Below are 5,573 nucleotides of genomic sequence, written 5' to 3' on the forward strand. Positions count from 1 at the left end.
CGACTATTTTATTAAAGACGTTGCCGCGCCGGAAGATCTCTTTAGTGACCTATTCACAGAAGTTAATGAATTTCTGGGAGTTCCTCTGGACGAGAAAGGCCCACGCTTTTTGTCTATACGGAACGATCCCACCACCGCACGAGAGGAATTTCTCGCCCTCAAAGGCACCGACTTCGCAAGCGAATCTACCATCGTGCACTTCCTCGAAGAGGTGCATGATGTCATCGCTGACTACGAAATCACAGGCTTCGAAGACCTCTACCGGCGCCTCCTGCGCGATGCGCTCCGCAAGTTCAACTTGCGCTACCGTCTTGACGAGCCTTTCACACTGCGTTTCCTCCTCCCCGGCTCGTTCACGAACCTCTACACTGAGCTGCACCGAATCAATCTCGGCAATGGCCACCTCGCCAGCCTGCTCACCGACTTTGAGAAAGCCTTCGACCGGTACGCCCGCACCCAGGACCCGACCGATCTCAAGACCTGCATCGGCAATGCAAGCAAGTATGCCGAGGGGTTAGCTGGGGCAACTTGCGGGAAATCTGATACACTTGGGCAATTGTGTAAGGAACTAAATGATTGGCCACATGGGGCCGTTCAAGCGGCATTGAGCAATCTCTACGGCTTCTGCTCTGACTATCCAGGCATCCGGCACGCAGGAAATCCGGAGGGCGTGCGTCGCGATCTCGCTACCCGCGACATGACGCTTGCAAGCTTGCTGCTGCTGAGCTTTTCAGGTTATCTCTCACCAAAAATCGACGAGAAAGCGGTACTTGGGTTGTAGGATGGTCTGGAAAGAATATTTCCCTTGACAAACTTGTCGGATTTACATATACTTTTTTTGTGGATTGTGGTTCACTCATAATAGTTGGACCGGGAAAGAATTAAAAAGTTGGAAGGAGAAGACGGGTTTTATCTCGCCTTCTCCTTTTTTATATGAATATGCTGTCCCCGTAGCTCATCTGAAATTCTTCTGAACTTTTATCCATGCCAGCTATATCATGAATAATCTGCTGCTTTCTTCAGTTTTCCTTCGCATCGCCCTATTGTCCATCCTCTCAGTCATAATTCTCTTTCTCTCATCCGGTTGCGCGCCGATATTTGTCAAAAACGATCCCTGGCTCGGCAGGGACAAGCTGTATCATTTCGTCTGCACCGGCGCGATCGGCGCAGGAACGACTTTCGCTGCCAGATCGAACGGAGAGCCACGCAGCACCGCCCCTGTGTATGGAATATCCGCGGCGTTGACTGTAGGAGCAGGCAAGGAATGGTACGATCTGAAAATCAAAAATACTTTCTGGAGTTGGAAAGACTTTACCTGGGATATTATAGGCGGAACAGCGGGGAGTTATGCGGCAGCGCGGTAAAAACACTTTGACTTCACGACAATAAAACCCTATAATTTCCAGAACACCAGAAAAACATAGGCAGGCTAACTTACTGAATAAGGAAGCATTTTTCATGGAATCGAGGAGAGGATTTCTGAAAGCGGCTGCGGCCGGCGGAGTCGCCGCCATGATCGCCTCAAAAAAAGCCCCTGCATTCGCCCAGGACCGGGGGATAATGAAAATCGGCCAGCTCGGGCTGGGGTCGCACGGGTTCCTGGGCAGTTTCAAAAAACCGCCAAAAAGTTTCAAACAGAAAGTGCTCTGCAAGCCATACGCGGTTTGGGACGATGCTCCCGGAGTAGCGGAAGCCATGATGGACATGGGATTCGAAAAGGTGATCAGGGATCCGGTCGAGCTGGTTAAAGAATGCGACGGCGTCCATATCGAACATGCCGATTACCGAAGGGTGCTGGAATTGGCCCGTCCGGCTCTCGAAGCGGGAAAGCCGGTGTTCATCAACCGTCCGTTTACCGCGATCATAGCCGACGCCGAAGAAGCGGTTCGTCTCGCCAGGGCGTACAATGCTCCGCTCATGTGCGCCTCCTCCCTGGAATTCCAGCCGGAGGTGGCCGGGATGCAGAAATTCGCCCGTGAGAAAGGTCCGGTGCGAAGTTATGAAGCGTTCTGCCCGGAACCGATTTTCCCCTGGATGTTTCCCCATGTAATCAATTTCGCTCACGCCGGACTGGGCGGCGGCATCGAGACCGCCTATTTCTCCGGGGATTATTTCATCGATATCGGGAAGTGGGTTCACCTGAAACAGGCCCTCATGGGGACTCTCGACCTGACCAGATTCCCCGAGGGATACAAGCCGGATTATCAGAAAGCCGACGAGGAAAAGCGTCCCATCGGCGAGGCGGTGTCCCTGCTCACCTACAAGTCTCGCGACGGCCAGCCGCCCATGATCGGCTATAATCATATCGGCGAGAATCCCGCGCCCTACCACATCACTGTCTACGGCATGGGCGGCAGCAAAACGTTCACGGCGGGAGACAACCTGTTCTACTATATGTTTACAGCGCTCCATGATTTCTATACCAAACGCAAATCGCCTCGTCCCTTTGAGGCAATCCTGGAGCAGCACCGGGCGCTTACAGCAACCAATGTCTCGCGGCTGTCCGGGAAGGCGGTCAGGCTGGACAGCCTGGGCGGGGACGATGCCATCCCCTACTCCGAATCCATGCGGCGGTGGCTCATTCGCTTCCGCCTGTCCGGAAAAGAGTCGTGGACGAAATGAAATGTCTGTCTGAACCATGATTCGCTTGATTTCAGGATTAACTTGATCTTTTAGATTGATTCAATCATGATGACCCGGCAAAAAAGGAGATTTTACCTCCTACTCAGCTTTACAAACCTCACCCCCTATCCCCCTCTCCTAGTCAGGAGAGGGGGTAACTCACGGCGAGCCAAGTCTTTACCCTCTCCTGACTAGGAGAGGGTGGCCAAAGGCCGGGTGAGGTTTCTACAGAACTGAAGACTATTTAACACTTTTTGCCGCATCATCAATCATGGTAATCCTTGAATCCCATGAACCAAGGTTCAGACTTCAATCATGGTAATCCCTGAATCCTATGAATCATGGTTCAGACAATACTTACAGTAAATGAAAGGAACTCTTCCATGTCCGACATGAAGACACACCGCCGGGGCTTCCTGGGAAAGGGCGTCCTGGCCGCAGCCGGCCTTGCGGCCGTCGGGAAGACCGCCGAAGCCGCAACCTATGTTCCGGAGAATAAAACAGGCCCCAAAGCAGACCTGGTGACCATCGGAGCTTTAAGCTGCCTGGGACACTTTGGGCTTTGGGCGCCGCTCATCAATTCCAGCGGAAAAAACATCCGCCAGACCGGAATGATTATCACCCACTGCTGGGACCTGAACCCCGCGACCAGGGATGATTTCGCCAAAAAATGGGGTGCGGCGCCGGTCAAGAACCACACCGACCTCATCGGCAAAGTGGATGCGGTGATTTCCAGCGACTATTTTGCCATCGATGTGAATCACAAGATGGTCGAGCCGTTCCTGGAGGCGGGAGTACCGATCTTCATCAACCGTCCGTTCTCCACGAACCTCGCCAACGCCAGACGGATGGTCGAAACCGCCCGTAAATACAAGACACCCATCATGTGCGCCTCTTCTTTCGAATTCACCCGCGATACCGAGATCGCCCGCGAAGAGGTCCAGAAGATCGGGAAAAGTATCCAGGGTTATTCCGCCACCAACTCCATGAGCGATTACTCCACCCACGGCATCCACGGCCTCTATATGCTTCACCGGGTAGTGGGCGGACCGCTCAAGGCCATCTCCTACCGTACTCCTGACTGGAAAAAACCCAACGGGCTCATGACCTTCGAGCATCCCGACCGCGGCGGCAGCGGAACCTTCTACGGCACCCTCCAGGAGATCGGCGGCGGATTGACTAACGCTTCTTTCAAAGTATGGAAGGGCGGCTCCAACTATTTCGAGCAGTGGTGGTTCTGGGAGAGAGGCCCCTACGACCGTGACAAGTTCATGTGGATTCCCATGCTCATCGAAATGCAGCGCATGTTCATCACCCGCGAGATGTTCGAGCCTTACGAGAGCATCCTGGAAAAAACCCTCTGGTACCTCGCCGGTTTCAAATCCCACCTGGACAACAAGGGAGGATATGTGGAGCTGGAAGGTTTCGATGAGGGATGGAAGGCACCGATCTACCCTGGCGCCGGGCCGTTCGACTATGTAACGGAGTATAAGAAGTATTTCGGGTGATACATTGGCACTTCGACAGGCTCAGTGCCCGACAGGCTCAGTGCCCGGCGGCATAAAGGACCTTAAGAAATTTATCGGATAACTCATGCTAACTGAAAAATCCATGCTCAAGCCAGCCGGAGTGATCATCAAACCGGGGAAAGACAAATCCATTCGTAACCGCAATCCCTGGGTGTTTTCAGGCGCTGTTGAACGGATCGAGGGGCTGGAGCGGAACGGACAGTCCTGTGAGATTTTCTCCGCCCAAGGAGATTTCCTCGCAGTAGGATATGTAAACCCAGATTCGAAGATCATCTCACGGGTGCTGGCCTGGGAGCGCATATCTCCGGACTATGATTTTCTGGAGAAAAGACTCCGGAGAGCGCTGGCCTTCCGTGAACATATCCTTGATGACAGAACGAACGCCTGCCGCCTGGTGAATTCCGAGGGGGATTTCCTGCCGGGGCTGGTTGTGGACCGTTATGGCGGCGGCATAGTAATCCAGATACTCACCGCGGGTATGGAGATGTGGCGCGAGGAGCTGATAGATATTCTGGAGCGCCTTGCCGCCCCTTCTTTTGTGGTGGAGCGATCGGATACCTCTTCACGGCGGGAAGAGGGGCTGGAAGAGCGTATTGAAGTCATTAAGGGAACGGCGCCAAAACCTGCGGTGGAGATTCTGGAGAATGGGCTCCGCTATAAAGTGGATATACTTCGCGGTCAGAAAACAGGGTTTTACCTCGATCAGCGCGACTCGCGGCGCCGTCTCGGCCGGTATGTTTCCGGGAAGAGGGTACTGAATCTCTTTTCCTATACCGGGGGGTTCACTGCGGCGGCGGCGTCTTCCGGAGCATCCCATGTAACCTCGGTGGATACTTCCGCCCCGGCGCTTGAACTGCTGAAAGAGAATATGGCCTTGAACGGGCTGGAAAACATCCCCGGCGACGTTATCCGGGCCGATGTGTACCGGTATCTGAATACTGCGGAAGGATCATGGGATGTCATTGTGCTGGATCCGCCGGCATTTGCTTCAAAGAAAGCCCAGGTCGAGCAGGCGGCCCGCGGATACAAGGATTTGAATATGCGGGCGCTAAGGAAAATCAATTCCGGGGGGATCCTGGCCACTTTTTCCTGCTCACACCATATCAGCCCGACCCTTTTTCGCCAGATCGTCTATGCTGCGGTGACCGACTCCGGCCGTCAGGCCCAGGTGATCGCCCAGACGGCTCACCCGGCGGATCATCCGACCGATGTCTGTCACCGTGAGGGGGAGTACCTGAAAGGATTGTTCCTGAGGGTCATAGATTGATCTTCAAGGTGTTTAGATCCTGAAACGAGTTCAGGATGTAGCGGACTCTTCGACAGGCTCAGAGTCCGCTGACCGAGCACTGAGCTTGTCGAAGTGCACGTGTCATGCCGAACTTGTTGCCGCTTCTCGGGAACGATGAAACCGTTGCCGCTTCT

The 5,573-nt window shown here is 54.0% G+C and carries 5 protein-coding genes; all 5 read left to right on the forward strand.

Annotated elements, in window-relative coordinates:
- On the forward strand, nucleotides 1–781 hold a 781-nt coding region (locus tag Q8O92_15485), incomplete at its 5' end, for a hypothetical protein (GenBank protein MDP2984720.1).
- 217 nt (nucleotides 782–998) lie between these two features.
- Nucleotides 999–1,364, forward strand: coding sequence for a hypothetical protein (locus Q8O92_15490; GenBank protein ID MDP2984721.1), 366 nt, complete (start codon nucleotides 999–1,001; stop codon nucleotides 1,362–1,364).
- Between the two features lie 94 nt (nucleotides 1,365–1,458).
- Nucleotides 1,459–2,622 carry a twin-arginine translocation signal domain-containing protein gene (locus Q8O92_15495; GenBank protein ID MDP2984722.1) on the forward strand — a complete coding sequence of 388 codons (1,164 nt, stop codon included), beginning with the start codon at nucleotides 1,459–1,461 and terminating at the stop codon, nucleotides 2,620–2,622.
- Nucleotides 2,623–3,005: 383 nt separating this feature from the next.
- The gene (locus Q8O92_15500) at nucleotides 3,006–4,130 is read left to right on the forward strand and encodes a Gfo/Idh/MocA family oxidoreductase (GenBank protein MDP2984723.1); all 1,125 of its coding nucleotides are present in this window, start codon (nucleotides 3,006–3,008) and stop codon (nucleotides 4,128–4,130) included.
- An 85-nt stretch (nucleotides 4,131–4,215) separates the two neighbouring features.
- Nucleotides 4,216–5,418, forward strand: coding sequence for a class I SAM-dependent rRNA methyltransferase (locus Q8O92_15505; GenBank protein MDP2984724.1), 1,203 nt, complete (start codon nucleotides 4,216–4,218; stop codon nucleotides 5,416–5,418).
- Nucleotides 5,419–5,573 lie beyond the last annotated feature (155 nt).

This window comes from Candidatus Latescibacter sp. (assembly GCA_030692375.1).
GTDB lineage: Bacteria > Latescibacterota > Latescibacteria > Latescibacterales > Latescibacteraceae > JAUYCD01.

Bases quoted from the DNA above. Each gene is read 5' to 3' on its own strand.
- Q8O92_15490 (MDP2984721.1), top strand. From the start codon at position 999: ATGAATAATCTGCTGCTTTCTTCAGTTTTCCTTCGCATCGCCCTATTG.
- Q8O92_15495 (MDP2984722.1), top strand. From the start codon at position 1,459: ATGGAATCGAGGAGAGGATTTCTGAAAGCGGCTGCGGCCGGCGGAGTC.
- Q8O92_15500 (MDP2984723.1), top strand. From the start codon at position 3,006: ATGTCCGACATGAAGACACACCGCCGGGGCTTCCTGGGAAAGGGCGTC.
- Q8O92_15505 (MDP2984724.1), top strand. From the start codon at position 4,216: ATGCTAACTGAAAAATCCATGCTCAAGCCAGCCGGAGTGATCATCAAA.